General features: G+C 62.5%; 24 protein-coding genes. 15 read left to right on the top strand and 9 right to left on the bottom strand.

Annotated elements, in window-relative coordinates; all coding sequences use genetic code 11:
* Positions 1–512 precede the first annotated feature (512 nt).
* The 5 genes from N7650_RS14450 to dksA form a co-directional block, all read right to left on the bottom strand.
* On the bottom strand, positions 513–1952 hold the full coding sequence (locus N7650_RS14450) for a sigma-54 dependent transcriptional regulator (protein WP_279898784.1): 1440 nt from the start codon (positions 1950–1952) through the stop codon (positions 513–515).
* 22 nt (positions 1953–1974) lie between these two features.
* Positions 1975–4929, bottom strand: coding sequence for a sensor histidine kinase (locus tag N7650_RS14445; RefSeq protein ID WP_279898783.1), 2955 nt, complete (start codon positions 4927–4929; stop codon positions 1975–1977).
* Entirely contained in the window at positions 4913–5089 is a 177-nt protein-coding gene (locus N7650_RS14440; RefSeq protein WP_003250005.1) for a hypothetical protein, read from the bottom strand. Before N7650_RS14440 ends, N7650_RS14445 begins: the two co-directional genes overlap by 17 nt.
* A 152-nt stretch (positions 5090–5241) precedes the next feature.
* Positions 5242–6129 (bottom strand): tRNA glutamyl-Q(34) synthetase GluQRS, encoded by an 888-nt coding sequence (gene gluQRS / locus N7650_RS14435; protein ID WP_279898782.1) that lies wholly within the window; start codon positions 6127–6129, stop codon positions 5242–5244.
* A gap of 63 nt (positions 6130–6192) precedes the next feature.
* On the bottom strand, positions 6193–6639 hold the full coding sequence (gene dksA / locus N7650_RS14430) for an RNA polymerase-binding protein DksA (protein ID WP_009403762.1): 447 nt from the start codon (positions 6637–6639) through the stop codon (positions 6193–6195).
* 213 nt (positions 6640–6852) lie between these two features.
* On the opposite strand from dksA, the gene N7650_RS14425 reads away from it, so the two are divergent.
* A complete protein-coding gene (locus N7650_RS14425; RefSeq protein WP_009403764.1) occupies positions 6853–8025 on the top strand; it encodes a pyridoxal phosphate-dependent aminotransferase in 1173 nt (390 codons plus the stop codon).
* Positions 8025–8738: a DNA/RNA nuclease SfsA gene (sfsA, locus tag N7650_RS14420; protein ID WP_279898779.1), complete on the top strand. Its 714-nt coding sequence runs from the start codon at positions 8025–8027 to the stop codon at positions 8736–8738. The genes N7650_RS14425 and sfsA overlap by 1 nt, the downstream gene beginning before the upstream one ends.
* Here the strand turns inward: sfsA and N7650_RS14415 are convergent.
* On the bottom strand, positions 8728–9045 hold the full coding sequence (locus tag N7650_RS14415) for a Rieske 2Fe-2S domain-containing protein (RefSeq protein ID WP_037061568.1): 318 nt from the start codon (positions 9043–9045) through the stop codon (positions 8728–8730). The genes sfsA and N7650_RS14415 overlap by 11 nt on opposite strands.
* Positions 9046–9182: 137 nt before the next feature.
* On the opposite strand from N7650_RS14415, the gene N7650_RS14410 reads away from it, so the two are divergent.
* The 4 genes from N7650_RS14410 to N7650_RS14395 all read left to right on the top strand — a co-directional run bounded on the left by N7650_RS14410 (position 9183) and on the right by N7650_RS14395 (position 12771).
* Positions 9183–10061: an ABC transporter substrate-binding protein gene (locus N7650_RS14410; protein WP_009398797.1), complete on the top strand. Its 879-nt coding sequence runs from the start codon at positions 9183–9185 to the stop codon at positions 10059–10061.
* 50 nt (positions 10062–10111) lie between these two features.
* Positions 10112–11095, top strand: coding sequence for an iron ABC transporter permease (locus tag N7650_RS14405; RefSeq protein ID WP_167654043.1), 984 nt, complete (start codon positions 10112–10114; stop codon positions 11093–11095).
* Positions 11095–11862 carry a heme ABC transporter ATP-binding protein gene (locus N7650_RS14400; protein WP_279898777.1) on the top strand — a complete coding sequence of 256 codons (768 nt, stop codon included), beginning with the start codon at positions 11095–11097 and terminating at the stop codon, positions 11860–11862. Before N7650_RS14405 ends, N7650_RS14400 begins: the two co-directional genes overlap by 1 nt.
* 75 nt (positions 11863–11937) lie before the next feature.
* Complete coding sequence (locus N7650_RS14395) at positions 11938–12771, top strand: ChaN family lipoprotein (RefSeq protein ID WP_279898886.1); 834 nt, start codon at positions 11938–11940, stop codon at positions 12769–12771.
* 185 nt (positions 12772–12956) lie between these two features.
* Here N7650_RS14395 and N7650_RS14390 read toward each other — a convergent pair whose 3' ends face one another.
* From N7650_RS14390 to N7650_RS14380, 3 genes are all read right to left on the bottom strand, one after another.
* The gene (locus N7650_RS14390) at positions 12957–13229 is read right to left on the bottom strand and encodes a TfoX/Sxy family protein (RefSeq protein WP_279898775.1); all 273 of its coding nucleotides are present in this window, start codon (positions 13227–13229) and stop codon (positions 12957–12959) included.
* A gap of 161 nt (positions 13230–13390) precedes the next feature.
* Entirely contained in the window at positions 13391–13735 is a 345-nt protein-coding gene (locus tag N7650_RS14385) for a pentapeptide repeat-containing protein (protein WP_009398806.1), read from the bottom strand.
* A 119-nt stretch (positions 13736–13854) separates the two neighbouring features.
* Positions 13855–15417, bottom strand: coding sequence for a bifunctional aminoglycoside phosphotransferase/ATP-binding protein (locus N7650_RS14380; protein WP_279898774.1), 1563 nt, complete (start codon positions 15415–15417; stop codon positions 13855–13857).
* A 118-nt stretch (positions 15418–15535) separates the two neighbouring features.
* On the opposite strand from N7650_RS14380, the gene mrcB reads away from it, so the two are divergent.
* The 9 genes from mrcB to msrQ all read left to right on the top strand — a co-directional run bounded on the left by mrcB (position 15536) and on the right by msrQ (position 25360).
* Positions 15536–17857 carry a penicillin-binding protein 1B gene (gene mrcB, locus N7650_RS14375; protein WP_009398810.1) on the top strand — a complete coding sequence of 774 codons (2322 nt, stop codon included), beginning with the start codon at positions 15536–15538 and terminating at the stop codon, positions 17855–17857.
* A 25-nt stretch (positions 17858–17882) separates the two neighbouring features.
* Positions 17883–18626 carry a tetratricopeptide repeat protein gene (locus N7650_RS14370; protein WP_009398813.1) on the top strand — a complete coding sequence of 248 codons (744 nt, stop codon included), beginning with the start codon at positions 17883–17885 and terminating at the stop codon, positions 18624–18626.
* A complete protein-coding gene (locus tag N7650_RS14365) occupies positions 18623–18955 on the top strand; it encodes a YqcC family protein (protein ID WP_158467777.1) in 333 nt (110 codons plus the stop codon). Before N7650_RS14370 ends, N7650_RS14365 begins: the two co-directional genes overlap by 4 nt.
* A gap of 412 nt (positions 18956–19367) precedes the next feature.
* Positions 19368–21092, top strand: a complete 1725-nt coding sequence (locus N7650_RS14360; RefSeq protein WP_009398816.1) for an acetolactate synthase 3 large subunit — start codon at positions 19368–19370, stop codon at positions 21090–21092.
* Between the two features lies 1 nt (position 21093).
* Positions 21094–21585 carry an acetolactate synthase small subunit gene (gene ilvN / locus N7650_RS14355; protein ID WP_008096911.1) on the top strand — a complete coding sequence of 164 codons (492 nt, stop codon included), beginning with the start codon at positions 21094–21096 and terminating at the stop codon, positions 21583–21585.
* 53 nt (positions 21586–21638) lie between these two features.
* Positions 21639–22655 carry a ketol-acid reductoisomerase gene (ilvC, locus tag N7650_RS14350; protein WP_009398817.1) on the top strand — a complete coding sequence of 339 codons (1017 nt, stop codon included), beginning with the start codon at positions 21639–21641 and terminating at the stop codon, positions 22653–22655.
* A 147-nt stretch (positions 22656–22802) separates the two neighbouring features.
* Positions 22803–23660 carry a CDP-diacylglycerol--serine O-phosphatidyltransferase gene (pssA, locus tag N7650_RS14345; protein ID WP_009398818.1) on the top strand — a complete coding sequence of 286 codons (858 nt, stop codon included), beginning with the start codon at positions 22803–22805 and terminating at the stop codon, positions 23658–23660.
* 66 nt (positions 23661–23726) lie between these two features.
* Complete coding sequence (gene msrP, locus N7650_RS14340; RefSeq protein WP_279898770.1) at positions 23727–24740, top strand: protein-methionine-sulfoxide reductase catalytic subunit MsrP; 1014 nt, start codon at positions 23727–23729, stop codon at positions 24738–24740.
* Positions 24740–25360, top strand: a complete 621-nt coding sequence (gene msrQ, locus N7650_RS14335) for a protein-methionine-sulfoxide reductase heme-binding subunit MsrQ (protein WP_279898769.1) — start codon at positions 24740–24742, stop codon at positions 25358–25360. Before msrP ends, msrQ begins: the two co-directional genes overlap by 1 nt.
* Positions 25361–25452 lie beyond the last annotated feature (92 nt).

Genomic DNA, 25452 nt, shown 5'->3' with positions numbered 1-25452 from the left:
GTTTTTGTTCATGCCCTGATCCACTGAATGCCCTGGGGCCTGTGGACTGTCTCCCTAACCGGGAGTACAAGAGCAAACGGATTGCTTTGGTCGCTGACGTTGCGATGACCTTTCGATCCAACCAGTTCAGGTTCTGCTTGAGTGCAGTTTTTGTTGTTCTCTACCTGGTTGTGGGGCAAGCCCCAAACACAACTCCTCTCCAAAAGAATCAGTTAGCTGCGCCTCCGCCGTCTTGTTCTTATTGTGCGTGAGCCGATTCGTCTTATTTTTATTGTGTTTTGCAGTGCTTGTTATTGTTCTTGTACCGAACATATAGCAGGTGCCGTGCCAACTTTTGCAAAGCCCAGTAAAACAAGGGGTTAGCACGGTCATGGGGCATTTTCGAGGCGTAAAAAAACCGGGGTTTCGTTACCGTAAGCCCCGGTTTCTGTTACGGCGTTGCCGTGAGGTAACAGTTTTTGGCCGAAACGCGGTGTTACCGAATGAGGGTGACACCATGTCGCACCCTCCCGTCAGCTTTCGCTGGTGGCCCCGCTCTTGCGCCGTGGAATGCCCAGACGCTGGCGGCGTTCCCACAGGCATTTGCGGCTTACCCCGAGCTTGCGTGCCAGCTCGGTTTCGGTCATGTGGTCCTGGTGTTCGAGAACGAAGTGCTGGAAATAGTCCTCCAGCGACAGGTCTTCGGTAGGCTCATGGCTGGCGGCGTTGGCCTGGCTGGCGATGGCCGGAAGGGTGTCGAAGGCGTCGTCGTCTTCCAGGTCACTCAGTTCTATATCGATGCCCAGCAGGTCTGCGGAAATCTCCGGGCTCTCGGAAAGAATCACCGCACGCTCCACTGCGTTTTCCAGTTCACGTACGTTCCCCGGCCAGGAGTAATGACGGATCGCCTGCTCGGCGTCGTGGGCGAACTTCAGGTCGTTGCGTCCGATTCGGGCCGCCTGGCGGGCGAGGAAGGCGTTGGCGATCTCGTTGACGTCGGCACCGCGTTCGCGCAGGGCCGGCAGCTTGAGGGCGATGACGTGCAGGCGATAGTAAAGGTCCTCGCGGAACTGACCGACCTTGGCCAGGTTCTTCAGGTCGCGGTGGGTGGCGGCAATCAGGCGGACATCGACTTTCTGCGATTGCACCGAACCGACCCGGCGGATCTCGCCTTCCTGCAGTACACGCAGCAGGCGGGCCTGGGCTTCCAGTGGCAGTTCGCCGATCTCGTCGAGGAACAGGGTGCCACCATCGGCAGCTTCCACCAGGCCGGCGCGGCCGGCACTGGCGCCGGTGAACGCGCCCTTCTCGTGGCCGAACAGCTCGGATTCGATCAGGGTTTCCGGGATCGCCGCGCAGTTCACCGAGATCATCGGCGCCTTGGCCCGACGCGAGAGATTGTGCAGGGCGCGGGCCACCAGCTCCTTGCCGGTACCGGATTCGCCCTGGATCAGGACATTGGAATCGGTGGGCGCCACCTTGCGGATCTTGCTGTACAGGTCCTGCATGGGCGCACAGGAACCGATGATGCCGATTTCGCCGTTGGCATTGGCCGTGCCAGCCGCCTTGTCCGCGGCAGGCGCCTTGGCGTTGCTGCGTTCCACCGGCGCCGCCGGCGCATTCTGCCGGTCGCGCAGGATACGGGCGACGGCCTGGAGCATTTCATCGTGGTCGAACGGCTTGGCGATGTAGTCCACCGCGCCCATCTTCATCGAGTCGACCGCCGAGCGCAGGCTGGCATAGCTGGTCATGATCAGCACCGGTGTGCCCTGGCCCAGCTTTATCAGCTCGGTACCGGGGGCACCCGGCAAACGCAGGTCGCTGACGATCAGGTCGAAGGTGGCGATGCTGAACCGCTCCTGGGCTTCCTGCACCGACCCGGCCTCGCTGACCTGGTACTGGTTGCGTTCCAGCAGGCGGCGCAGGGCGGAACGGATGATGGTTTCGTCTTCGACGATCAGAATATGAGGCATTGATTCAATTCTCTCGACGGTCTCAGTTCACAGCGGACGTCGCTTCGACATGTCGTGGCAAGGTCACACGGATGCGCGTGCCACGTTGGCTCTTGGTATCGGCCGGGCTGTCGATGGTGATCTGTCCATAATGCTCTTCCACGATGGAATAGACCAGAGCGAGCCCCAGCCCGGTTCCTTCGCCCGGATCCTTGGTGGTGAAGAAGGGTTCGAACAGGCGGTCCATGATGTTTTTCGGAATGCCGCTGCCTTCGTCCTCGACGATCAGGTCCACGGTATGTTCGCTGGCCTCGCTGCGCACGCGCACCGCCGCTCCGGCGGGCGAGGCGTCGCGGGCGTTGGAGAGCAGGTTGATCAGTACTTGGGCGAGGCGCTGGGGGTCGCCTTCGACCCAGTGCTCCGGGTCGCACAGGTTGAAGAACTGTACCTCGAAGTTGCGCCGGTTCAGTGCCAGCAGACCAATGGCGTCCTGTGCCACTTCGGCCAGGCACACCGGCTCGTCGCTGTGCTGGTGGCTGCCGGCATGGGCGAAGCTCATCAGCGACTGGACGATGCGCGAGATGCGCTTGGTCTGTTCGAGGATCTGGCTGCTCAGCTCGGTGATTTCCCCGTCTTCCTCGCGCTCTTCACGCAGGTTCTGCGCCAGGCAGGCGATGCCGGTCACCGGATTGCCGATCTCGTGGGCTACCCCGGCCGCCAGGCGACCGATGCTGGCCAGGCGTTCGGAGTGCACCAGCTTGTCTTCGAGCATCTGGGTTTCGGTGAGGTCTTCCACCAGCAGTACCAGGCCGCTATTGCCGGGGGCCAAGGGTTCGTCGATGGCCGCCTTGTGCAGGTTCAGCCAGCGGGTCTGGCCATCCAGCGCCAGGCGTTGCTTGTGCAGGTGCTCGTCGGGCACGTTGATGAAGCCCAGCAGCAGCCCCCGCCATGGCTCGACGATGGTGCTCAGGCGCGAACCGACCACGCGCTTGGCGGGAATCCCGGTCAGCTCCTCCATGGCCCTGTTCCACATGAGGATCTCCTGGTCCTTGGCCAGGGAGCAGACGCCCATCGGCAGTTCCTGCAGGGTCTGCCGGTGATAGCGGCGCAGGGCATCGAGTTCGGCGGCCAGGCCGGTCAGGCGCGAGTGATAGTCCTCAAGGCGGCTTTCGATGAAATGGATGTCCTCGGTCACGTAGTTTTCGCTGCCGGACTTGTAGGGCAGGAAGGTTTCCACCATGTCCTGGGCCACGCTCGGCCCCATCAGGCCCGACAGGTTGGCCTCGATGCGGTCGCGCAGGCGGCGCAGAGCGTAAGGGCGGCGTTCATCGAAGGGCAGGTAGAGGTCGCGCAGCGCCTGCTCGACCTCCTTCTGCGCGGCCTTGGCGCCCAGTGGCTTGGCCAGTTGCGTGGCGAACTCCTGCGGCGAAGCGGCGTGCAGCTCGCGCCGTTGCGGGCGTCGGACGTTATCCACCGCACAGGCTTCGGCAGCGCCGACCTCTTCGGAGCTGGCGTTGGTGAACAGGGAGATCAGGGTGAACAGCAATACGTTGGCGGCCAGCGAGGCGATTGCGGCCATGTGCCAACTGGTGTCGTCGAGCACGTAGATCATGTTCAGCAACGGGATGTAGAAGCCCTGCAGGTTGCCGACCAGCGGCAGCAGCATGGTCACCATCCATACCGTGATACCGGCCAGCAGCCCGGCGATGAAGCCGCGCCGGTTGGCGGTCGGCCAATACAGCACCGAGAGCACGCCCGGCAGGAACTGCAGGGTGGCAACGAAGGCAACGATGCCGAGGTTGGCGAGGTCCTGTTGCGCCCCGAGCAACAGGTAGAAACCGAAGCCGGCCGCGATGATGGCGACGATCAGGGCGCGCCGGGTCCATTTCAGCCAGCGATAGATATTGCCTTCGGCGGGCGGCTGGTAGAGGGGCAGCACCAGGTGGTTCAAGGCCATTCCCGAAAGCGCCAGCGTGGTCACGATGATCAATCCGCTGGCGGCCGATAGCCCGCCTATATAGGCCAACAGGGCCAGGGCCTGGCTGTTGGCGGCGATCCCCAGGCCAAGGGTGAAGAACTCCGGATTGGTGCTGGCGCCTAGCTTGAGGCCGGCCCAGAGGATCAGCGGCACCGCCAGGCTCATCAGCAGCAGGAACAGCGGCAGGCCCCAACTGGCGCTGACCAGCGAGCGTGGGTTGAGGTTTTCGGTAAAGGCCATGTGATACATGTGCGGCATCACGATGGCCGAAGCGAAGAACACCAGCAGCAATGTGCGCCAGGGGCCTTCCTGCAATGGTGTGTGCAGGGCGGCGAGGGCGGTCTGGTTCTGCAGTAGCCAGACCTCCAGTTGATGCGGGCCGCCGAACACGCCGTACAGCGCATACAGACCAATCCCGCCAAGCGCCAGGAGCTTGACCACGGATTCGAAGGCAATGGCGAAGACCAGCCCCTCGTGTTTCTCGCGGGTCGCGATGTGCCGGGAGCCGAAGAAGATGGTGAACAGCGTGATCATTGCGCAGAAGGCCAGGGCCACCCGGCTCTTCACCGGTTCGCCGGTAAGGATGCTGATGGAGTCGGCCACCGCCTGGATCTGCAGGGCCAGCAACGGCAGGACACCGATCAGCATGAACACCGTGGTCAGCGCACCTGCCCAGGTGCTGCGGAAGCGGAAGGCGATCAGGTCGGCCAGGGACGAGAGCTGGTAGGTGCGGGTGATCTTGAGGATCGGGTAGAGCAGCACCGGCGCGAGCAGGAAGGCGCCGGACACGCCGAGGTAGCAGGCAAGGAAACCATAGCCGTATTGGTAGGCCAGGCCGACCGTGCCATAGAAGGCCCAGGCGCTTGCGTAGACACCAAGTGACAGGGTGTAGGTCAGTGGATGACGGATGATCGCCCGGGGGATCATGCCGCGTTCGCTGATCCAGGCCACGCCGAACAGCACCAGCAGGTAGGCGGCGCTGATCAGGATCATCTGGGTCAGGCTAAAGCTCATCGGCATCACGTTGGCTCTGCAGGATAAAGGTCACGACGATCAGGATCAGCCAGAGCAGGTAAGGGCGATACCAGGCACCGGTCGGCTCGATCCACCAGTCCATGATGGCCGGGGAGAACAGGTAGATCCCCACGACCAGAAGCAGGACCAAACGATAGATGTACATGCTGGCCTCGTAGGAATTGCGCGCTGCGAAGTGGATTTATTATTGGCGCAAAACGCGGCTGATGGTAACGGAAGGGCCGGCGCCTGCAAACGGGCCGGCGGACAATACCCAAGGTTTTGAATCTATTGGCCTTTTCGATCTCCGGCAAGCACTCAGTGCAGTTCCGCCTCGGCGAGGGCCAGGCTGCGCGGAATCGCTTGTGCATTCCAGTGCCGGGCGGCGTGCGCCAGTACCTCGGCGGGGCGGGCTGCGGCCATGCCGGCGTCGGTAGGCTGGCCCAATGCGCGCAAGGCTCGCAGGATCAGTGGTGCGGCCTGTTCCGCCGGCAGTGGTGCCGAACGGTAGGACTTGCCCAGCTTGTGCCCGTCTGGCTGGACGATAAGCGGGACGTGCAGATAGCGTGGTTGTGACAGCCCCAGCAACTCCTGGAGATAAAGCTGGCGCGGTGTGTTGTCCAGCAGGTCGGCACCGCGAACGATATCGGTCACGCCCTGCCAGGCATCGTCCAGGACCACCGCCAATTGATAAGCATAGAGACCATCGCGGCGGCGGATGACGAAGTCACCCACTTCCTTGCCCAGATGTTGCTGAAAGTGCCCTTGTACACGGTCGTTGAAGCTGTAGGTCAGTTCCGGTACGCGGATACGAATCGCTGCATCTTCCTGAGCGTGCCCGAGATTGCGGCATAGCCCCGGATAGATGCCGTTATAACCTTCCAGCTGCTTGCGCGAGCAGGTACAGGCGTAAGCCAGGCCCTGGCGGAACAGGCGGTCGATCACTTCGGCGTAGGCGCCGTGGCGGTCGTGCTGGTAGACCACCTCGCCATCCCATTCCAGGCCGTAGCTTTCCAGGGTGTCGAGAATCGCTTTTTGCGCGCCGGGTGCCTCGCGCGGCGGGTCGATATCTTCCATGCGCAACAGCCACTGGCCGCCGACGGCCCGGGCATCGAGCCAGGAGGCGAGGGCCGCGACCAGCGAGCCGAAATGCAGGAAACCACTGGGAGTGGGGGCGAAGCGCCCGATATAGCGGGAGTCGGTCATGATCGGTGCGGGCTGTATAAATGAAACGGGGCGCATGATGCGCCCCGTCTGCAGGAGTCAGGATCAGCCTTTGCCGACCTGCTTTTCCTTCTTCTCGTCGAGTTCCTTGCAATCGAAGCACAGGTCTGCGGTGGGGCGGGCTTCCAGGCGGCGCAGGCCGATTTCGATGCCGCACTTCTCACACCAGCCGTAGTCACCGTCCTGGATTTTCTGCAGGGTCTTGTCGATTTTCTTGATCAGCTTGCGCTCGCGGTCGCGGTTACGCAGCTCCAGGGCGAATTCTTCTTCCTGGCTGGCACGGTCGGCCGGGTCGGGGAAGTTGGCGGCTTCGTCCTTCATGTGGTCCACGGTGCGGTCCACGCTCTGCATCAGTTCCCCTTTCCAGGCGCCGAGCAGTTTGGTGAAGTGAGCCTTCATGGCTTCACCCATGTACTCCTCACCCTTGGTCTCCACATAGGCATCGACACCGTACATGGAATGACCGGCTTTTTGCTTTTCTACGGTGGACATGAATAGACCGCCTCTCACTCATCTGATCCAATGCGCAGGCATGTTTCCATATCCGGCGACCGCCGGCCCTGCGACTGCGAGCCGCCGAACTTACCAGATAGGATCGGGGTGCGCTACTCCCGGTTATCTCCGGTAGGACAGCGGGGTTTATCCATACGTTCACCGCGGCGCGCGGTTAGAATCATCAGTCTAGTCCCGATTGAGAGAAGGCCAATGGCTCAGCCCTACAGTGCGCGCAGTCGCGCCATCGAACCCTTTCACGTGATGGCCCTGCTGGCACGGGCCAATGAATTGCAGGCCGCCGGCAACGACGTCATCCACCTGGAGATCGGCGAGCCGGACTTCACCACCGCTGCGCCCATCGTCGAAGCCGGGCAGGCGGCGCTGGCTGCCGGCCACACCCGTTACACCGCCGCGCGCGGGCTGCCGGCACTGCGCGAAGCGATCGCCGGGTTCTACGGGCAGCGCTATGGGCTGAACATCGATCCGCAGCGGATTCTCATCACCCCTGGTGGCTCCGGCGCGCTGCTGCTGGCCAGCAGCCTGCTGGTGGATCCGGGCAAGCATTGGCTGCTGGCCGATCCTGGGTATCCGTGCAACCGTCATTTCCTGCGCTTGGTCGAGGGCGGTGCGCAACTGGTGCCAGTAGGTCCAGAGGTGAACTACCAGCTCAATGCCGACCTGGTGGAGCGTTACTGGGACCACGATACGGTTGGCGCCCTGGTGGCCTCGCCGGCCAACCCGACCGGTACCGTGCTCGACCGCGAAGCGCTGGCCGGCCTGTCCCGCGCTACCCGTGCGCACAATGGTCATCTGGTGGTGGACGAGATCTATCACGGCCTGACCTACGGCATGGATGCTCCGAGCGCGCTGGAGGTCGACGACCAGGCTTTCATCCTGAATAGTTTCTCAAAATATTTCGGCATGACCGGCTGGCGTCTCGGTTGGCTGGTGGCGCCGCCTGCGGCGATTCCGGAGCTGGAGAAGCTGGCGCAGAACCTCTACATCAGTGCACCCAGCATGGCCCAGCATGCCGCTCTGGCCTGCTTCGAACCGCGCACCATCGAAATCCTCGAAGAGCGCCGCGCCGAATTTGCCCGCCGTCGTGATTTCCTCCTGCCGGCGCTGCGGGAGCTGGGCTTCGGCATCACCGTGGAGCCGCAGGGCGCTTTCTATCTTTACGCCGATATCAGCAAGTTCGGCGGCGATGCATTCGCTTTCTGCCGGCACTTCCTCGAAACCGAGCATATCGCCTTTACCCCGGGTATCGACTTCGGTCGCCATCAGGCCAGCCACCATGTGCGTTTCGCCTATACCCAGAGCCTGCCGCGCTTGCACGAGGCGGTGGAGCGGATTGCCCGGGGCTTGCGGAACTGGCAAGGCTGATGGAGTTTTCCCCGTTGCTCGAGCAGGCGCGACTGCTCAAACGCTACAAGCGCTTTCTCGCTGATATCGAATTGCCCAGCGGCGAGCAGATGACCATCCATTGTCCGAATACCGGGTCGATGCTCAATTGCATGAAGGAGGGTGGCCAGGTCTGGTTCAGCCGCTCCGGCGATCCCAAGCGCAAGTTGCCGGGCACCTGGGAAATCAGCGAGACACCCCAGGGCCGCCTGGCTTGTGTGAATACCGGGCGGGCCAACGCCATTGTCGAGGAAGCGCTGCGCGCCGGAGTGATCAGCGAGCTGGCCGGCTTCACCGCCCTGCGCCGCGAAGTGCCCTATGGCGAAGAAAAGAGCCGTATCGACTTCCAATTGACCTACGACACCGGATTGGCTTACGTCGAGGTTAAAAGCGTGACCCTAGGCTTCGATGGCTCGACCATCGCGGCCTTTCCTGACGCTGTGACCCAGCGCGGTGCCAAACACCTGCGCGAACTGGCGGCGCTGGCTCGTCGGGGCGTGAGGGCCGTGCAGCTTTACTGCGTGAACCTGGCCGGTGTCGATGCGGTACGCCCGGCGGAGGAAATCGACCCCGGCTACGCCATCGCCTTGCGCGCGGCCGTGCTCGATGGCGTCGAGGTGCTGGCCTACGGTGTCACGCTGGACAACCGCCAGGTTCGCATCGACCGGCCCTTGCCGGTACTGCTCAATCCCTGAGCCAGATGCCCTGGTTGTCCTCGTGGCAGTCCAGGGCTTCCAGGGCATCGCCGGCGCAGGGGCCGGCAACGCATTCGCCGCTTTCGATCAGGAACAAGGCGCCATGATGGGCGCAGGCGATCAGGCTGGCGCTGCTGTCGAGGAACCCGTCCGGCTGCCAGTTCAGCGCAATACCACGGTGAGGGCAGCGGTTACGGTATAGATAGACCTGGCCGTGGCGGCGAACGCCCAGCAGCTCGACGCCTTCATGGTTGAAGCCACGGCTCTGGCCTTCGCTCAGTTCGACGCCGCTACATAGAAGGTGCATGGGAAACTCCGTGACGGATTCGGTCGGCTTGACGCCTAAATGCAAATAATTATCAAATTACCGGCTCGGGCCGCGTCGGGCGTCTTTATACCCTGTCCGTGATCCCACTCCCAACCTCATCAACAGGAAGCTGCCTTATGCGCCGATATGCCAGCCTGGTCGCCCTTTGCCTCGGGCTTGTGTTCAACCCGGTGCAAGCCGGGGAGCCGCCGCAACGCTGGGTCAGCGCCGGTGGTGCGCTGAGCGAGTGGATTGTCGAGCTCGGCGCGCAGTCCCGCCTGGTCGGCGTCGATACCACCAGCCAGCACCCTGAATCCTTGAAGGCGCTGCCGAGCATCGGTTATCAACGCCAGCTTTCAGCCGAGGGCGTTTTGAGCCTGCGTCCCGACTTGCTGGCAGGCACCGCCGAAATGGGCCCGCCCCCGGTGCTCGCGCAGATCCGCAGCGCCGGCGTGCAGGTCGAGCTGTTTTCCAGCGAGGCCGACCTGGATGCCGTGCATGACAATCTCAAGCACCTGGGGCGGTTGCTGGGCAAGCCTGAGCAGGCCGAACAGCGTTTCGTCGATTACCGCCGGCAGCTCGCTGCATTGCAGGTGAAGATCAGCGCGGCCCGGGCCGCCGAAGATGCCCCGGGGGTCATCCTGCTGGTCGGCCATGCGGGCGCCAGGCCGATGATCGCCGGCAGGGGAACTGCGGGCGACTGGCTGATCGAGCAGGCCGGAGGACGCAACCTGGCGACCAACGACGGTTACAAGAACTTCTCCACCGAGACCCTGGCTGCGCTGAATCCCCAGGTGGTGGTGTTCGCCGACCGCGCGTTGAGCGGTGATGCTGCGCTAGAGGCGCTTATCAAGGAGAACCCGGCCCTGGCATCGTCGCGTGCGGTGCGCATGAAGCGCTTGATCGCTCTTGACCCGACGCTGTTGGTCGGAGGTCTCGGGCCGCGCTTGCCGGCCAGCCTGCAGGCGCTGGCCCAGGCCTTCTATCCGTCGGCCAGGGCCGAGCTCGCGCGATGATCCGACTGGTAACGCCCCGCACGCTGTTTGTCGTACTGGGCCTGGCGTGTCTGCTGGCAGTCTGGTTGTCGCTGGCCCTCGGGCCAGTCAGCCTGCCAATGATGGACACCCTGCGGGCCGGCCTGCGCCTGCTCGGCCTGCCAGTGAACGGCGCGGGCCTGGAGCAGGCGGAACTGATCCTCGGTCAGATCCGTCTTCCGCGTACCCTGCTTGGACTGGCAGTAGGTGCGGTGCTGGCGCTGGCCGGGGTGGCGATGCAGGGGTTGTTTCGCAATCCACTGGCGGACCCGGGGCTGGTCGGGGTGTCCAGTGGCGCGGCGCTGGGAGCGGCGATTGCCATCGTTGGCAGTGCCTGGGTGGGCGGCATTCCGGAAGCCTTTGCGCCCTATCTGTTGTCACTGTGCGCCTTCCTCGGCGGGTTGGGTGTAACCGCGCTGGTCTACCGGCTCGGCCGCAAGGACGGCCAGACCAGCGTTGCCACCATGCTGCTCGCCGGTATTGCCTTGACTGCCCTGGCCAGCTCTGCGGTGGGCCTGTTCACCTATCTGGCCGACGATGCCACCCTGCGCACCCTGACCTTCTGGAACCTGGGCAGCCTCAACGGCGCCAGTTACCAGCGCCTATGGCCGCTGGTGCTGGTGGCGACCGGCGTGGCGCTGTGGCTGCCGCGCCGCGCCGAGGCACTCAATGCCATGCTGCTGGGCGAGTCCGAGGCGCGCCACCTGGGCTTCGAGGTAGAAAAGCTCAAGCGCGAACTGGTCTTCTGCACTGCCCTGGGCGTTGGTGCAGCGGTGGCGGCGGCCGGCCTGATCGGCTTCATCGGCCTTGTCGTGCCCCATCTGATCCGCTTGCTGGCCGGGCCTGACCACCGGGTCCTCCTGCCGGCCTCGCTGCTGGCGGGTGCCTCGCTGCTGTTGTTCGCCGATCTGGCCGCACGCCTGGTGCTGGCGCCGGCCGAGTTGCCGATCGGTATCGTTACCGCCTTCATCGGAGCGCCGTTCTTTTTGTATCTGCTGCTGCGAGGGCGCGCCTGATGCTCCAGGTCCGGGATCTGCAGGTCATTCGCGGACACACGAGCGTCCTCGACGGCATCACCCTCGATGTGACCCCGGGGCAGGTGCTGGGTGTGCTTGGGCCAAACGGCGCGGGAAAGAGCACCTTGCTGGGTGCCCTGTGCGGTGAGCTGGCGCCTCATCGTGGTCGGGTCCTTCTGCATGACCGTCCGCTGGCCGACTGGCCGGGGCCGGAGAGGGCCCGGTGCCTGGCGGTGTTGCCGCAGGTCTCCAGCCTGGGCTTTGCGTTTCGCGTCGAGGAGGTGGTGGCGATGGGCCGTCTGCCCCATCGTACGGGGCAGGCCCGTGATCGGGAGATCGTGATCGAGGCGCTGCAGGCCGCGGACGCGTTGCATCTTGCCGAACGCAGCTACCTGGCGCTGTCCGGTGGCGAACGCCAGCGCGTGCATCTGGCCCGTGTACTGGCGCAGCTTTGGCCTGGCGAACAGGGGCGAACCCTGTTGCTCGATGAGCCGACCTCTGCGCTCGATCCCCTGCACCAGCACACGACGCTTCAAGCCGTGCGCGGTTTCGCCGATCGCGGCGGAGCGGTACTGGTTATCCTTCATGACCTGAACCTGGCTGCACGCTATTGTGATCGCATCCTGCTCCTGCAGAACGGTCGGCCCCGTGCCCTCGACACACCCCAGGTGGTGCTGCAGCCGGACGCGCTGAAGGCCGTGTTCGGTCTCGACGTGCTGGTGCAGCCTCATCCCGAGCGGGGGCATCCGCTCATCATTGCCCGATAGGAGTCGTCCATGTCCCTGTCCCGCGTGCTTGGCGTGGTTGTATTGTTGGCCGGAGGGCTGGCGGGATGTCAGTCCATGCCTGCGTCGCCTGCGTTGCCGCCGCTTCCGGCCTGGCAAAGCCCCGAGGGGCGCGGGCATGCGGAACTGGCGGTGATTCGCAAGACGGCCAGTGGCAAGGCGTTGACCCCGGAGCAATTACTCCAGCGCCTGGCGGGGGTACCGCGGGTCCTGGTCGGTGAGCAGCACGACAACCCTGATCATCATGCCTTGCAACGTTGGCTGTTGCAGGCGCTGAACCAGCGACGGGCGCAAGGCAGCCTGTTGCTGGAAATGCTCGAGCCGGCGCAGCAGGTCAAGGTCGACCTGGTCCGTCAGCAACAGCCTTTGCCCAGCGACCTGGCCAAGGCCATCGACTGGCGCCAGGGCTGGGACTGGACGTTCTACGCGCCGATCGTTCGTGAAGCCTTTGCCAAAGGCTACCCGGTTTTGGCGGCCAATCTCGACCGCGGGGAAATGGCGGCGATCTATCGCAATCCGCCAGACCTCGATGGCCCGCGCTCTACCACTGCGGCGGTGCGTGATGCGCTGATGGAGGAAGTGCGCGACGGTCACTGCGGCATGCTCCCGGAAAGCCAGTTGCCGTCCATGGTTGCGGTGCAACAGCAGCGTGACCGGCGCATGGCCGAACGTCTGCTTGCTGCCCCCGCACCGAGCCTGCTCCTGGCCGGTGGCTACCATGTGCGCAAGGATGTCGGTGTGCCGCTGCACCTGGCTGATCTCGGTGCGGAGCAGGGTACGCTGGTGCTGATGCTGGCGCAGGTGGGCGAAGACATTAGCCCGCGGATGGCCGATTTCGTCTGGTACACGGCGGCTCTGCCGAAGAAGGACTACTGCGCCGATCTGCGCTGAGTTCACGATCGAGCAGGCAAAAAAAGACCCGGCAAAGTGCCGGGTCAATAACCGTGATTAGCCTGATGAGGAGATAATCTGAGAGTCCGAACCAGGGGCTTTCAGTTTATCCAACCAGTCTCGCGACCAGTTGCGGTAATCATAACGATTCTCATTTCTATGTCAACGGACCAATCCGAAAAAACTCAGATTTTTTTCCGCAGGCTGGTCGCATCCAATTGCTGATTCAGCGCCTCCTTGCGTTCTGCGGGGATATCGTTCCAGTGCACATCCAGCAACGCGCCTTCAATGGCGTAAAGCAGCACCTTCGATGCCCGGAAGCCCCGTGTGCGTACCGCCCGATAGGCATCCACCGCGCCAAGGCGACGCAGGTCGGATGCGCTGTGGATACCTACCGCGTGCAGCCACTGTGCCGAGGTCTTGCCAAGATTCTTCAGGTGCTGGAGTTCATCGTTCATCAAGCCTCCTTGCGCCGGCTGAACGGGTCTGGTGGAGGAAGTCGCGGAATATCACTCAGCAGTGTAGCGGCACTTGGCAATAACGCGGCTATTTGCCAGTGCCGTTGGGAATGTCGCCCAGGTCGGGCGTCGAGGAGGGCTCAAGGCTTTCCGAACAGAGCCTAGCGCGGACGATAACGCATGCGGGTACCGTACTTCACCGACATAAGGATCTCGTCGGCGCTCAGATCAGCGGGAAAATAGGTGCCCGAGATCTGCGCGTGGGCCAGGCTGGCGCCTTCGAGGGGCACATCCCGCAAGTCAAGGCCGCGCAGGTCGGCAGCGCGGAAGTAGGCGTCACGGAAATCGATGCCGCTGGTGTCGAGGTCACGCAGGTCAAGCCCGCGGAAGTCACCCCCGCGGAAATCAATGCTGGCGTCCTTGGGTTTTTCGCGGTTGAAACCCGTGATGTCCTCGTTGCGAATCAATGCAAACAGCGAACTGTCCAGTAGCCGTGGTTGATTCATGATGAGCGCCTCGTGATCGGCCGAAGGAGGTGGCCGGATACTGGCATTATAGTGTCACGCTCTCCGGAAAGCCCCGGAGCAGAGGCGTGAAGTGTGGACTGCTTCACGCCTATGCAGGATTACAAGCCGGGCAGGCGCTGACGGATCTGCTCGATGAGCTTGTCGAGGCTGTCGCTCTCGTTGGTTTCCACGCGCTTGCTGTGCAGTTGCTCTTCGGCATTCAGTGGGTCGCGGCTGACCTGCTGGGCAGCAATGACTTCCAGGGTCGCGTCGGAAGGGTCGGTCCGGTCCGCCTGGCGCTGCGCCAGCCAGCTGGCGATCACCGCATCCGGGGCGTTGCAGTCGAGGATAAGGAAGGGCACCCCGGTCTCGCTGGCGACTTCGGCGGCGGCAGCGCGCTGCGGCTGCTTAAGGTACGTGGCATCGATCACCACCGGGAAGCCGGCGCGCAGGATCATCGCAGCCAGTTGGTGCAGGCGCTCATACGTGGCCTGGCTGGCGTCGCTGCTGTAGATGCCGGTTTGCAGTTCGCCGGTCGCCTCGCCGGCCTGCTCTCCGAACATTCGCTTGCGCTCGACGTCCGAGCGCAGGCGGATGGCACCGAGCGCCTCGACAAGGCGCATGGCCACATGGCTTTTGCCTACCGCGGAAACGCCGTGGGTGATGGCCAGCAGCCGCGAAGGAATGGCGCTGTAGCTTTCGGCCAGGTTGGCGTAGTTGCGGTACTGACGCAGGGTCGTGGCACGCTGCACGCCGTCGGCATCTGCCGGCATGCTGAACAGGGCGACCTTGGCCCGGACCAGGGCGCGGTAGGCCTTGTAGAAGTTGAGCAGTTCCAGGCCGGCGTAATCGCCGGTCAATTCCAGGTACTGGCTGATGAAGCGCCGCGCCAGGCACTTCAGGCCACGGTCTTCGAGGTCCATTGCCAGGAAGGCCGTGTCGGCGTAGACATCGGTCAGGCGGAATGGCTCGTTGAATTCGATGCAGTCGAAGATCACCACCTTGCCGTCGATGACGGTTGCGTTGCCCAGGTGGATATCGCCGTGGCATTCACGGATGAACCCTTGTGCCTTGCGCGCTTCCAGCAGCGGGTGCAGGCGGTCGAAATTGCTGCGGGCCCAGGCCTGCAGTGCATCGAGCTGTTGCAGGTCGGCCTTGTCGCTGAGGAACGGGCGGATCTGTTCGAAGTTCTGTTCCACCGGCGCCATCACGCTTTCCGGCGTGCCCAGCGGGTGTTCGACGGCAACGCGCGGGGCCTGGAGGTGGAATTCGGCAATCTGCCTGGCCATCTGGTCGATATGCGCGGCAGTCAGCTCGCCGTTGGCCTGGAGGGTGCTGAGCATCTGTTCCTGGGGGAACTGGCGCATCTTCAGGGCGAACTCGATCGCTTCGCCTTCGCCGCCGAGCTGCGGTGCCTCGGCGCTGCCGGTGATCGGCAGGACATCCAGGTACAGGCCATCGGTCAGGCGCTTGTTGAGGCGCAATTCTTCGTTGCAGAAGTGCTCGCGACTGGACAGCTCGGTGAAATCGAGAAAGCCGAAATTCATCGGCTTCTTGATCTTGTAGGCGTAATCGCCAGTGAGCACGACCCAGGAAATATGCGTCTCGATAACCCGGAAATCCTTCACTGGATGCGGGTACAGGGCTGGGTTCTGCAGGGCTGCGATCAAGGCTTGGCTCACGGGCGATCCTTCCGGGGAAAATGGGATTCTAATCGGTCATTATGGCGGCAAGCATGCCGTCTGGAAACCGCCGGGGGGCGTCTGTCGATGAACGATAAAGTGCGTATAATCCGCGCCCATGACACGTACCCGATCTTCCCGTACCCCCAAAAAACAAGCGTCCAGCCGCTCCCGCGCCTGGCTCGGCTGGGTCATCAAGCTCAGCCTGGTCGGTCTTGTGGTGCTGGCCGGCTTCGCCGTCTATCTCGATGCCGTCGTCCAGGAGAAATTCTCCGGCAAGCGCTGGACCATTCCGGCCAAGGTCTACGCGCGGCCGCTGGAGCTTTTCGTTGGCCAGAAGCTGAGCAGGGACGATTTCCTGGTTGAGCTCGACGCCCTTGGCTATCGCCGTGAAAGCGTGGCCAACGGCCCGGGCGCGGCAGCGGTGAACGGCAATACCGTCGACCTGAACACCCGCGGCTTCCAGTTCTATGAGGGCATGGAGCCGGCACAGAAGGTCCGCGTGCGTTTCTCCGGTGACTACGTGGCCGGCCTCAGTGCGGCCAACGACGCCAAGCTGGCAGTGGTGCGCCTGGAACCGTTGCTGATCGGCGGCCTGTATCCGAAGAATCTCGAAGACCGCATCCTGATCAAGCTGGACCAAGTGCCGCCGTACCTGCTGGAAACCCTGGTGGCCGTTGAAGACCGCGATTTCTATCACCACTTCGGTGTGTCGCCCAAGTCCATTGCCCGTGCCGTCTGGGTCAATACGTCTTCCGGGGCCATGCGCCAGGGCGGCAGTACCCTGACCCAGCAGTTGGTCAAGAACTTCTTCCTGACCAACGAACGCAGCCTCAGCCGCAAGCTCACCGAAGCCATGATGGCGGTGCTGCTGGAAATGCACTACGACAAGCAGGAAATCCTCGAGGCCTACCTCAACGAGGTCTTCGTCGGCCAGGATGGCCAGCGTGCCGTGCATGGCTTCGGACTGGCCAGCCAGTTCTTCTTCAGCCAGCCGCTGTCGGAGCTGAAGCTGCACCAGGTGGCTTTGCTGGTGGGTATGGTCAAGGGGCCGTCCTACTACAATCCGCGCCGTTATCCCGAGCGTGCCCTGCAGCGGCGCAACCTTGTCCTCGATCTGCTGGCGGAGCAGGGCGTGGCAACGCCAGAAGCGGTGGAGGCCGCGAAGAAAATGCCGCTGGGCGTGACCAAGCGCGGCAGCCTGGCGGACAGCTCGTTCCCCGGCTTCCTCGATCTGGTCAAGCGCCAGCTGCGCCAGGACTATCGCGACGAAGACCTTACCGAAGAAGGCCTGCGCATTTTCACCAGTTTCGACCCGATCCTGCAGATGAAGGCCGAGTCGTCCATGGCCGATACCTTCAAGCGTCTCGCGGGTCGCAAGGGTGCCGATGAGGTGGAAGCGGCGATGGTCGTGACCAACCCTGAAACCGGTGAAGTGCAGGCCCTGATCGGCAGCCGGCAGGCCGGTTTCGCCGGCTTCAACCGGGCTATCGACGCAGTGCGCCCGATCGGCTCCCTGGTCAAGCCGGCGGTCTACCTGACGGCGCTGGAGAAACCCAGCCAGTACACCCTGACAAGCTGGGTCCAGGATGAGCCTTTCTCGGTCAAGGGCGCCGATGGCCAGGTGTGGAAACCGCAGAACTACGACCGCCGCGCCCATGGCACCATCTACCTGTACCAGGGGCTGGCAAATTCCTACAACCTGTCCACGGCCAAGCTGGGCCTGGAACTGGGTGTGCCGAATGTGCTCAAAACCATCGGGCGCCTGGGTGTCGAGGTCGACTGGCCGGCCTTCCCGTCCATGCTCCTGGGCGCTGGCGGAATGTCACCGATGCAGGTGGCGACCATGTACCAGACCCTGGCCAACGGTGGCTTCAATACACCGATGCGCGGTATCCGCAGCGTGCTGACCGCCGAAGGCGAGCCGCTCAAGCGTTATCCGTTCCAGATCCAGCAGCGTTTCGATCCGGGCTCCATCTATCTGGTGCAGAACGCCATGCAGCGGGTGATGCGCGAAGGTACCGGGCGCTCGGTCTACAGTGTGCTGCCGGCGTCGCTGAACCTGGCGGGCAAGACGGGTACCAGTAACGACTCGCGGGACAGTTGGTTCGCTGGTTTCAGCCAGGACCTGCTGGCGGTTGTCTGGCTCGGTCGTGACGACAACGGCAAGACGCCGTTCACCGGTGCCACCGGTGCCCTGCAGGTGTGGACCAGCTTCATGCGCAAAGCCGACCCGCTGCCGCTGGACATGCCGCAGCCGGACAACGTGGTGCAGGCCTGGGTCGATCCGCATACCGGCCAGGGCTCCGATGCGAGCTGCCCTGGCGCGGTGCAGATGCCTTATATTCGCGGAAGCGAGCCGGCTGCAGGTGCGGCCTGTGGCGGTGAACAGAACCCGGCCGAGTCAGTCATGGACTGGGTCAAGGGCTGGATGAATTGATCGGCGAGAGCCAAGAGGACCTGACGTGAAAAAATGGTGGTTTCCAGCCCTGACGGCGCTGGCCTTGCTAAACGGCTGCGCCACCGTGCAGCGTGGTTCGATCCCGGTGGTGGATTCCGGTACCCGGGTATCCAATAGCGAGCGTGTCCAGGCCAACCGCGGCAACACCGCGCCTGTGCGCAGCGGTACCAGCCAGGCCCAGTCGGTGCCGCAGGACAGCGGCGTGACCGTGATGATCCCGCAAGGCAGCGGCGCGGCGCCTATCCAGACCTTCCCGGCGTCCACCGCGCCGGCCGGAATCAGCACCGGGCCGATCGTCCCGGGGCCGTCGACTTCGCAGCCGTACACTCCGCAAGGAAGTACCAGCACCTATACGATGCCGTCGGCGCCGACCGGTATTCCGCGGGCCAATACCAGTTCGGGTGGCCTGTCGGCCGACGAGCAGTTGGACGGTCCGGTGCTCGCGCTGCTGACCACTGCCCAGCAACAGCAGGGCAGTGGCGACTACAACGGTGCCTCGTCCAGCCTGGAGCGTGCCCAGCGCATCGCGCCGCGTGAACCCCAGGTGCTTTATCGACTGGCCCAGGTGCGCCTGGCCCAGGGGGATGCCGCCCAGTCCGAGCAACTGGCGCGTCGTGCAATGACCTATGCGAACGGTCGTCCCGACCTGCAGGCCGGGCTGTGGAACATCATTGCCCAGGCGCGCGACAAGCAGGGTGACGCTGCGGGTGCCGCCCTGGCCCGGCAGAAAGCCCAGGCGCCGCAGTGATGGATCCGCGCATTCTCGATATCGCCGATCATCTGCTGTTGATCGAGCGTGAACTGCATGTGCAGGGCTGGTGGAGCGATGAGTCCCCCAGCGTCGAAGCACTGTCCAGCACCGTGCCGTTCGCCGTCGACACCATGGCGTTCGATCAGTGGCTGCAGTGGATCTTCCTGCCGCGCATGAAGGAGATCCTCGAGCGGGGGCTGCCGTTGCCTAACGCGTCGGGGATCCTGGTCATGGCCGAGACGGTCTATGTGGACCGTCCGGAAGAAAGCCGTCAATTGCGCAAGCTGTTGGCCGAGTTCGACCAATTGATCAATCCATCTGCCTGATTTGCCTGCCGTTATCGTCCGGGGCCGCTTTTGCGGCCCCGTTTCGTTGCAGGCAAGGCCGTGCAAACGTTTCCGCCCGGCTGGCAAAGGCGCTGCGGCGGAATTTAAACCGTTAAGTCTCTTGACTTGCGCAGTTCGAATCACAACAATCCGAAGTCCGCTGTAGGGGGACTGCCAGAAGCAGACCCGCTAAGCAGATCATGAGGCGCACACCCGCGCCGACCTGTTACACCCCGCAACGCGTTACCTCGCGCTGGGTGGGAAGACCCCGCAACACTTTGGGGCGCTCCCAATACTTGCTCAGTCAGTGCTGACGTAGTGGCATTTTCGTCGCTCATGCTCTGCTTGGCAGTAAACCTATTAAGACCCGTTCCGGAGCGAACGGTATTCTGGCGTTTTAGAGGTGAACAACGTGGAGCTTTTATCCGGCGCTGAAATGGTCGTCCGCTTCTTGCGTGACGAAGGCGTTAAGCACATCTATGGGTACCCTGGCGGTGCTCTCCTTCATGTTTACGATGCCCTGTTCAAGGAACCGGAAGTGAACCACATCCTGGTTCGCCACGAGCAGGCTGCTACCCATATGGCGGACGGCTATGCCCGTGCCACCGGCAAGGCCGGCGTGGTACTGGTAACTTCCGGCCCTGGCGCTACCAATGCCATCACCGGCATTGCCACCGCCTACATGGACTCCATCCCGATGGTCATCCTGTCCGGCCAGGTGCCCAGCACCATGGTCGGTACCGATGCCTTCCAGGAAACCGACATGATCGGTATTTCCCGGCCGATCGTGAAGCACAGCTTCATGATCAAGCACGCCTCGGAAATCCCCGAAGTCCTGAAAAAAGCCTTCTACCTGGCCCAATCCGGCCGTCCCGGCCCTGTGGTCGTGGACATTCCGAAGGACATGACCAACCCGGCTGAAAAGTTCGAGTACGTCTATCCGAAGAAGGTCAAGCTGCGTTCCTACAGCCCTGCCGTGCGTGGTCACTCCGGCCAGATCCGCAAGGCTGCCGAGATGATCATCGCTGCCAAGCGCCCGATCATCTACGCCGGTGGCGGCGTGATCCTTGGCGGCGGCTCCGAGGCGCTGACCGAGCTGGCGCAACTGCTGAACGTCCCGGTTACCAACACCCTGATGGGCCTCGGTGGCTATCCTGGCACCGACCGCCAGTTCCTCGGCATGCTCGGCATGCACGGCAGCTACACCGCCAACGTGGCGATGCACCATGCCGACGTGATCCTGGCTGTCGGCGCACGCTTCGACGACCGCGTGGTCAATGGCCCGGCCAAGTTCTGCCCGAGTGCCAAGATCATCCACATCGATATCGACCCGGCTTCGATCTCCAAGATGATCAAGGCCGACGTACCTATCGTTGGACCGGTGGAAAGCGTCCTCACCGAAATGCTCGCTGCAGTTCGCGAGATCGGCGAGAAGCCTGAAAAGGCGGCGATGGATGCATGGTGGAAACAGATCGAAGAGTGGCGCGGCGACCGCGGCCTGTTCCCTTACGACAAGGGCGACGGCAGCGTCATCAAGCCACAGACCGTGATCGAGACCCTGTGCGAAGTCACCAAGGGCGATGCTTTCGTCACCTCCGACGTGGGCCAGCACCAGATGTTCGCGGCGCAGTACTACCGCTTCAACAAGCCGAACCGCTGGATCAACTCCGGCGGCCTGGGCACCATGGGCTTCGGTTTCCCGGCGGCCATGGGCGTCAAGCTGAACTTCCCGGAAGCAGACGTAGCCTGCGTTACCGGCGAAGGCAGCATCCAGATGAACATCCAGGAACTGTCGACCTGCCTGCAGTACGATCTGCCGGTGAAGATCGTCAACCTGAACAACGGTGTGCTGGGGATGGTTCGCCAGTGGCAGGACATGTCCTACAACAGCCGTCACTCCCATTCGTACATGGAATCGCTGCCTGACTTCGTCAAGCTGGCCGAGGCCTATGGTCATGTGGGTATCCGCATCACCAGCCTTAAGGACCTCAAGCCCAAGCTCGAAGAAGCCTTTGCCCTCAAGGATCGCCTGGTGTTCATCGATATCCAGGTCGATAACAGCGAGCACGTCTATCCGATGCAGATCAAGGATGGTTCGATGCGCGACATGTGGCTGAGCAAGACGGAGCGGACCTGATATGCGGCACATTATTTCCCTGCTGTTGGAAAACGAACCCGGTGCCCTGTCCCGCGTCGTCGGCTTGTTCTCGCAACGCAACTACAACATCGAAAGCCTGACCGTGGCGCCAACCGAAGACCCGACCCTGTCGCGTCTGACGCTGACCACTGTCGGCCATGATGAGGTGATCGAGCAGATCACCAAGAACCTGAACAAACTGGTTGAGGTGGTCAAGCTGGTCGACCTGTCGGAAAGTGCTCATATCGAGCGCGAACTGATGCTGGTCAAGGTGAAGGCCACTGGCGCCCAGCGTGCCGAGATCAAGCGCACCACCGATATCTTCCGTGGGCAGATCGTCGACGTCAGCGCCAGTGTGTACACCGTGCAGCTGAGCGGCACCAGCGACAAGCTCGACAGCTTCATTCAGGCTATCGGCACTGCGTCCATCCTGGAAACCGTGCGTAGCGGTGTCACCGGGATTGCCCGTGGCGACAAAGTGCTGAGCATCTAACTCTACGAAATTAGCGAATGGCCTGAACAAGGCCGAGATAACAGGGGTATTTCATGAAAGTTTTCTACGATAAAGACTGCGATCTGTCGATCATCCAGGGCAAGAAGGTTGCCATCATCGGTTACGGCTCCCAGGGTCACGCCCAGGCGTGCAACCTGAAGGACTCCGGTGTGGATGTCACCGTCGGTCTGCGTAAGGGTTCGGCTACCGTTGCCAAGGCTGAAGCCCACGGCCTGAAAGTTGCTGACGTCGCTACCGCCGTCGCCGCTGCCGACCTGGTCATGATCCTGACCCCGGACGAATTCCAGGGCACCCTGTACAAGAACGAAATCGAGCCGAACATCAAGAAGGGCGCTACCCTGGCCTTCTCCCACGGCTTCTCGATCCACTACAACCAGGTCGTTCCTCGCGCCGACCTGGACGTGATCATGATCGCGCCGAAGGCTCCAGGCCACACCGTTCGCTCCGAGTTCGTCAAGGGCGGTGGTATCCCTGACCTGATCGCCGTTTACCAGGACGCTTCGGGCAACGCCAAGAACGTCGCCCTGTCCTACGCCGCTGGCGTTGGTGGCGGCCGTACCGGCATCATCGAAACCACCTTCAAGGACGAGACCGAAACCGACCTGTTCGGTGAGCAGGCCGTTCTGTGCGGCGGTACCGTCGAGCTGGTCAAGGCCGGTTTCGAAACCCTGGTCGAAGCTGGCTACGCGCCGGAAATGGCCTACTTCGAGTGCCTGCACGAACTGAAACTGATCGTCGACCTCATGTACGAAGGCGGTATCGCCAACATGAACTACTCGATCTCCAACAACGCCGAGTACGGTGAGTACGTCACCGGTCCGGAAGTCATCAACGAAGAATCCCGCAAGGCCATGCGCAACGCTCTGAAACGCATCCAGGACGGCGAGTACGCGAAGATGTTCATCTCCGAAGGTGCCACCAACTACCCATCGATGACCGCCAAGCGCCGCAACAACGCTGCCCACGGCATCGAGATCATCGGCGAGCAACTGCGTTCGATGATGCCTTGGATCTCGGCGAACAAGATCGTCGACAAAACCAAGAACTGATTGGTTTCGAGCGAATGAAAACGCGGCTTCGGCCGCGTTTTTTCATTTCGGGGGGCAGCTTCTGGTATAAGCTTTCCATCCGTTTGTCGGCGAACCCTCGCCGCGAACCTTTGTCGAAACTTTCCAAACCGTTGCAAGGTAATCTCAATGAGCGAACGTCCCGAAGAGCCGAACAAGGCCTCTGACGCCGAAAGCCTGCTACCGATCGATGAGCATGTCGAAGAAGGACATGACGCCGAAGGACGCAAAGTCCGTCACCGCGGCATCTATCTGCTGCCTAACCTGTTCACTACCGCGAACCTGTTCGCCGGTTTCTATTCCATCATCAACTCGATGAGCGCCCAGAGCGCCTTGAGTGCCGGTGACCCGAAGGAGGCGAGCAAGTACTTCGCCTTCGCCGCCATCGCCATCTTCGTGGCCATGGTGCTCGATGGCCTGGATGGCCGTGTTGCGCGCATGACCAATACCCAGAGCGCTTTCGGTGCCGAGTACGACTCCCTGTCCGACATGGTCGCCTTTGGCGTTGCGCCGGCATTGCTGGCCTTTGGCTGGGCACTGGGTGACATGGGCAAGGTCGGCTGGATGGTCGCCTTCATCTATGTCGCTGGCGCTGCATTGCGTCTGGCGCGCTTCAACACCCAGGTCGGCAAGGCCGACAAGCGCTACTTCATCGGCCTGGCCAGTCCGGCTGCGGCGGGTGTGGTGGCGGGTACCGTCTGGGCGTTCAGCGATTTCGGCATCCAGGGTTCCAAGCTCTCGTTCCTGGTGGCCTTGCTGGTGGCAGGCGCGGGCATGCTGATGGTCAGCAACATCAAGTACAACAGCTTCAAGGAACTGGACCTCAAGGGGCGTGTGCCGTTCGTGGCCATCCTTGCCGTGGTGCTGGTGTTTGCGGTTGTCTTCAGCGATCCGCCGCGCATCCTCCTGCTGGTGTTCCTTGCCTATGCGGCCTCTGGTCCGGCGCAATATTTGTTACGCATGCGTCGGCGGAAAAACGTCGAGTAGGGCTGCAATATTTTCAGGACTCCGTAGTCTACTGCTGCATCTGTCCAGCGGTTCTGCGGAGTCATCATGCTGATCAAGTTCCCCCGGACTTCCGACTCTTCCGAGTCGGAAGTCACGCCCGAGTCGCTTTATCTTTCCCGTCGTTCCCTTCTGGGTGCCTCCATGGCCGGTCTGGCGGTTGCCGGACTGCCGGCTTGGGCGCGGGCAGCCGAGGCCTCCCGCTATGCCGATGTCGAGGCAGGCTCGCCGCCTGCCTGGTTCACCGAAAAACTACCGGGAGTGCACTGGCAGGCAGTGAATGTGCAGGGCGAGGCGATCACGCCGTTCAAGGACGCAACCCACTACAACAACTTCTATGAGTTCGGTACCGACAAGGGGGATCCGGCGGAAAACGCCGGGAGTCTTCCGACCTCGCCCTGGACCGTAGTTATCGATGGTGAGGTGGGCAAGCCGGGGCGCTATGCACTCGAAGATTTCATGAAACCGTACCAACTGGAGGAACGTATCTATCGTCTGCGCTGCGTGGAGGCGTGGTCGATGGTCATTCCCTGGTTGGGCTTTCCGTTGTCGGCACTGCTCAAGGCGGTTGAGCCGACTTCCAGGGCAAAGTACATCCGTTTCGAGACCTTGCAGGATCCCAAGCATATGCCGGGGCAGCGTTCAGGTTTTGCCCTGATCGACTGGCCTTATGTAGAGGGGTTGCGTCTGGACGAAGCGATGAATCCGCTGGCGATCCTTGCCGTAGGCATGTACGGGCGCGAACTGCCGAACCAGAATGGCGCGCCGCTCCGCTTGGTGGTGCCGTGGAAGTATGGCTTCAAGAGTGTGAAGTCGATCGTGCGCATCAGCCTGGTCGCCGAGCAGCCGCAAACCACCTGGCAGAAGATTGCGCCGGACGAGTATGGCTTTTATGCCAACGTCAACCCGACCGTCGACCATCCGCGCTGGACCCAGGCACGGGAGCGGCGACTGCCGAGCGGGCTGTTCAGTCCCAATGTGCGCGAGACGCAGATGTTCAATGGCTATGCCGAAGAGGTGGCTTCCCTGTACACCGGTCTTGATCTGCGGAAGAACTATTAATGCGCTATCCCCTGTTTCGCCTGAGTATCTTTGTGCTGGCAGCGGTTTGGCCATTGCTCTGGCTGTACCAGGCCTGGATCTTCGCCCTGGGGCCGGATCCAGGCAAGGTGCTGGTTGACCGCCTTGGCCTGGGCGGATTGATTTTCCTGCTGATCACCCTGGGCATGACGCCGTTGCAGCGTATGACCGGCTGGTCTGGCTGGATCGTGGTCAGGCGTCAGTTGGGATTGTGGTGCTTTGCTTATATAGCCTTGCACCTGTGTGCCTACCTTTTCTTTATCCTAGGTCTCGATTGGGGGCAGCTCACGGTCGAGCTGCGCAAGCGTCCCTACATCATCGTTGGCGTTCTGGGCTTCCTCGGCTTGTTCGCCCTGGCCGTGACGTCCAATCGCTACAGCCAGCGGCGGCTTGGTGCACGCTGGAAGCGCCTGCATAAATTGGTTTATGTGATTCTCGGCCTGGGGCTGCTGCATTTTCTCTGGATCGTCCGTGCGGACCTGAAGGAATGGAGCGTCTATGCCGTGATTGGCGTAGCGCTGTTGCTCACCCGGGTTCCCGCCATCCTTCAGCGTTTGCCGCGCTTTGCGGGGCGGAAAAGCGGTTCGGTAACAAAAGTTTAAATAAGTGCTTGACGTCCCGTTCCATCTCTCTATAATTCGCCCCACTTCCGGCGCAGTCGAAACGGAAAACTCCTTGAGATTCAACGAGTTAT

It is taken from the genome of Pseudomonas sp. GD04058, from assembly GCF_029836855.1.
Lineage (GTDB): Bacteria > Pseudomonadota > Gammaproteobacteria > Pseudomonadales > Pseudomonadaceae > Aquipseudomonas > Aquipseudomonas bharatica.
Note: the sequence above shows the minus strand (reverse complement) of the source record. Positions and strands in the feature narration are given on the sequence as shown.

What these genes read in the sequence shown, in the direction of transcription:
- N7650_RS14450 (WP_279898784.1), bottom strand. Translation starts at nt 1,952, where the DNA reads ATGCCTCATATTCTGATCGTCGAAGACGAAACCATCATCCGTTCCGCC.
- gluQRS (WP_279898782.1), bottom strand. Translation starts at nt 6,129, where the DNA reads ATGACCGACTCCCGCTATATCGGGCGCTTCGCCCCCACTCCCAGTGGT.
- msrP (WP_279898770.1), top strand. Translation starts at nt 23,727, where the DNA reads ATGCTGATCAAGTTCCCCCGGACTTCCGACTCTTCCGAGTCGGAAGTC.
- msrQ (WP_279898769.1), top strand. Translation starts at nt 24,740, where the DNA reads ATGCGCTATCCCCTGTTTCGCCTGAGTATCTTTGTGCTGGCAGCGGTT.
- dksA (WP_009403762.1), bottom strand. Translation starts at nt 6,639, where the DNA reads ATGTCCACCGTAGAAAAGCAAAAAGCCGGTCATTCCATGTACGGTGTC.
- ilvN (WP_008096911.1), top strand. Translation starts at nt 21,094, where the DNA reads ATGCGGCACATTATTTCCCTGCTGTTGGAAAACGAACCCGGTGCCCTG.
- pssA (WP_009398818.1), top strand. Translation starts at nt 22,803, where the DNA reads ATGAGCGAACGTCCCGAAGAGCCGAACAAGGCCTCTGACGCCGAAAGC.
- mrcB (WP_009398810.1), top strand. Translation starts at nt 15,536, where the DNA reads ATGACACGTACCCGATCTTCCCGTACCCCCAAAAAACAAGCGTCCAGC.
- sfsA (WP_279898779.1), top strand. Translation starts at nt 8,025, where the DNA reads ATGGAGTTTTCCCCGTTGCTCGAGCAGGCGCGACTGCTCAAACGCTAC.
- N7650_RS14410 (WP_009398797.1), top strand. Translation starts at nt 9,183, where the DNA reads ATGCGCCGATATGCCAGCCTGGTCGCCCTTTGCCTCGGGCTTGTGTTC.
- N7650_RS14390 (WP_279898775.1), bottom strand. Translation starts at nt 13,229, where the DNA reads ATGAACGATGAACTCCAGCACCTGAAGAATCTTGGCAAGACCTCGGCA.
- N7650_RS14385 (WP_009398806.1), bottom strand. Translation starts at nt 13,735, where the DNA reads ATGAATCAACCACGGCTACTGGACAGTTCGCTGTTTGCATTGATTCGC.
- ilvC (WP_009398817.1), top strand. Translation starts at nt 21,639, where the DNA reads ATGAAAGTTTTCTACGATAAAGACTGCGATCTGTCGATCATCCAGGGC.
- N7650_RS14400 (WP_279898777.1), top strand. Translation starts at nt 11,095, where the DNA reads ATGCTCCAGGTCCGGGATCTGCAGGTCATTCGCGGACACACGAGCGTC.
- N7650_RS14415 (WP_037061568.1), bottom strand. Translation starts at nt 9,045, where the DNA reads ATGCACCTTCTATGTAGCGGCGTCGAACTGAGCGAAGGCCAGAGCCGT.
- N7650_RS14395 (WP_279898886.1), top strand. Translation starts at nt 11,938, where the DNA reads ATGCCTGCGTCGCCTGCGTTGCCGCCGCTTCCGGCCTGGCAAAGCCCC.
- N7650_RS14440 (WP_003250005.1), bottom strand. Translation starts at nt 5,089, where the DNA reads ATGTACATCTATCGTTTGGTCCTGCTTCTGGTCGTGGGGATCTACCTG.
- N7650_RS14425 (WP_009403764.1), top strand. Translation starts at nt 6,853, where the DNA reads ATGGCTCAGCCCTACAGTGCGCGCAGTCGCGCCATCGAACCCTTTCAC.
- N7650_RS14445 (WP_279898783.1), bottom strand. Translation starts at nt 4,929, where the DNA reads ATGCCGATGAGCTTTAGCCTGACCCAGATGATCCTGATCAGCGCCGCC.